Annotated in this window: 3 protein-coding genes and 1 pseudogene; 3 read left to right on the top strand and 1 reads right to left on the bottom strand. The window is 49.1% G+C overall.

Translation table 11 applies throughout. From position 1 onward, the window contains the following. Positions 1-72: pseudogene (locus tag ACTHUE_RS15880) on the bottom strand (5-formyltetrahydrofolate cyclo-ligase); the annotation flags it as partial. Between the two features lie 14 nt (positions 73-86). Here ACTHUE_RS15880 and ACTHUE_RS15875 point away from each other — a divergent pair. The 3 genes from ACTHUE_RS15875 to tsf all read left to right on the top strand — a co-directional run bounded on the left by ACTHUE_RS15875 (position 87) and on the right by tsf (position 2214). Further along, the gene (locus ACTHUE_RS15875) at positions 87-329 is read left to right on the top strand and encodes a hypothetical protein (RefSeq protein ID WP_070608453.1); all 243 of its coding nucleotides are present in this window, start codon (positions 87-89) and stop codon (positions 327-329) included. Positions 330-507: 178 nt separating this feature from the next. Beyond that, the gene (gene rpsB / locus ACTHUE_RS15870; protein ID WP_002230071.1) at positions 508-1236 is read left to right on the top strand and encodes a 30S ribosomal protein S2; all 729 of its coding nucleotides are present in this window, start codon (positions 508-510) and stop codon (positions 1234-1236) included. A 123-nt stretch (positions 1237-1359) separates the two neighbouring features. After that, positions 1360-2214 carry a translation elongation factor Ts gene (tsf, locus tag ACTHUE_RS15865; RefSeq protein WP_002215087.1) on the top strand — a complete coding sequence of 285 codons (855 nt, stop codon included), beginning with the start codon at positions 1360-1362 and terminating at the stop codon, positions 2212-2214. Positions 2215-2303: the final 89 nt, after the last annotated feature.

Genomic DNA, 2303 nt, shown 5'->3' with positions numbered 1-2303 from the left:
TTCCTCATTTTCAGACGGCCTTTCGGGATTGCGGTAGAATGTTGCGATTATAACGATTTTGTTAACATTCAAACAGGACGCACACGATGTGGCACATTGTCGCCATCGGCTATCTTTTTGTTGCCGTGATGTTTTCCGCCGCGCAGCCGAGTATTGCGCGCGCGTTGATTTATTTGGTTTTTTGGGCAGTGTTGCCCACCGTGTTCACGGTCTTCGTCGTGACCATCCGCCGCCGCAACCGCCGGATGAAACGGCAGGAGCAGGCGGAGTTTGAAGCGGCCCGCCAAAAGGCGGTACAGACGGATGAAAAACAGGACGGAAAGGTATGAAATCCCTTTTCAGACGGCCTCTTATCCGCTATAATCCGTCAGTTTTCCATTTGGGAAACACGCTTTTATTTTTTTAAAACTTATGCCCACTTTCGCCGAAGGGTGCTTGACAATAGGCGCCGCCTATCAAGTTCTATGCGATTGAATGTGTGCTCTTTAACCCTTTCAAGGAAATAACATGTCTCAAATTACTATGCGTCAGATGATTGAAGCCGGTGTTCACTTCGGTCACCAAACCCGTTTCTGGAACCCGAAAATGGCCCAATACATTTTCGGTGCGCGCAACAAAATCCATATCGTAAACTTGGAAAAAACCCTGCCGATGTTCCAAGAGGCGCAAGAAGCCGTACGTCGTCTGGTTGCCAACAAAGGTACAGTATTGTTCGTAGGTACCAAACGCCAAGCCCGCGACATTATCCGCGAAGAAGCTACCCGTGCCGGTATGCCTTTCGTTGATTACCGCTGGTTGGGTGGTATGCTGACTAACTACAAAACCGTTAAGCAATCCATCAAACGCCTGGAAGAAAAAACTGCTGCCCTGGAAAACGCTGCTGAAGGCGGTTTCAACAAAAAAGAAATTCTGGAAATGCAACGCGACGTTGAAAAACTGGAACGTTCTTTGGGCGGTATCAAAAACATGAAAGGCCTGCCTGACGCGATTTTCGTTATCGATACCGGCTACCAAAAAGGTACTCTGGTTGAGGCTGAAAAATTGGGCATCCCTGTTATCGCCGTAGTCGATACCAACAACAGCCCTGACGGCGTGAAATACGTTATCCCTGGTAACGATGACTCCGCTAAAGCCATCCGCCTGTACTGCCGCGGCATCGCTGACGCAGTTTTGGAAGGCAAAAACCAAGCGCTGCAAGAAACTGTAGCCGCTGCCCAAGAAGCTGCTGCCGAATAATTCGGTACACAGAAGAGGGGCGTTATGCCCCTTTTCTCAAATCCCGTTCTGAAATCCGTTTCAGACGGCCACTATTTCCAAACACGGCAATGGCCGTGTTCCCAAAAATCTAGGAGATTCAAAATGGCAGAAATTACTGCAAAAATGGTTGCCGACCTGCGCGCCGCTACCGGCCTGGGCATGATGGAATGCAAAAAAGCCTTGGTTGAAGCTGAAGGCAACTTCGACAAAGCCGAAGAAATCCTGCGTATTAAATCTGGTGCGAAAGCCGGTAAACTGGCTGGCCGTACTGCTGCCGAAGGCGTATTGGCTTACGCGATCAACGGCAATGTCGGCGCATTGGTTGAAGTAAACTGCGAAACCGACTTCGTTGCTAAAGACGCCGGCTTCGTAGAATTTGCCAACTTCGTTGCTAAAACTGCTGCCGAGAAAAAACCGGCTTCTGTTGAAGAACTGAGCGAACTGGTTGAAGCAGAACGCAAAGCCATCATCGCTAAATTGGGCGAGAACATGTCTGTTCGCCGCTTCCAAGTGATCGACACTGCCAACCAACTGGTTGCCTACATCCACGGTGCTTTGGCTACCGAAGGCGTATTGGTTGAGTACAAAGGCTCTGAAGACGTAGCACGCAAAATCGGTATGCACATCGTTGCCGCTAAACCACAATGCGTAAGCGAAGCCGAAGTAGATGCTGAAACCGTTGAAAAAGAACGCCACATCTACACCGAACAAGCTATCGCTTCCGGCAAACCTGCCGACATCGCCGCTAAAATGGTTGAAGGCCGTATTCGCAAATTCTTGGCTGAAATCACTCTGAACGGCCAAGCATTCGTGATGAACCCTGACCAAACTGTTGCCCAATTCGCTAAAGAAAACGGCACTGAAGTGGTTAGCTTCGTACGCTACAAAGTAGGCGACGGTATCGAGAAAGCCGTTGTTGACTACGCAGCCGAAGTTGCTGCCGCTGCTAAAGTGTAAGGCACTTATGAAAAAGAAAGCACCTAGATTCCAAACGAATCAGGGTGCTTTTTTTTGAGAAAACCGTTTACGGTACCTATTTTAAGACG

This window comes from Neisseria sp. P0021.S005, assembly GCF_051956955.1.
This window is presented reverse-complemented; position numbering and strand designations above follow the sequence as displayed.

What these genes read in the sequence shown, in the direction of transcription:
- ACTHUE_RS15875 (WP_070608453.1), top strand. Translation starts at nt 87, where the DNA reads ATGTGGCACATTGTCGCCATCGGCTATCTTTTTGTTGCCGTGATGTTT.
- rpsB (WP_002230071.1), top strand. Translation starts at nt 508, where the DNA reads ATGTCTCAAATTACTATGCGTCAGATGATTGAAGCCGGTGTTCACTTC.
- tsf (WP_002215087.1), top strand. Translation starts at nt 1,360, where the DNA reads ATGGCAGAAATTACTGCAAAAATGGTTGCCGACCTGCGCGCCGCTACC.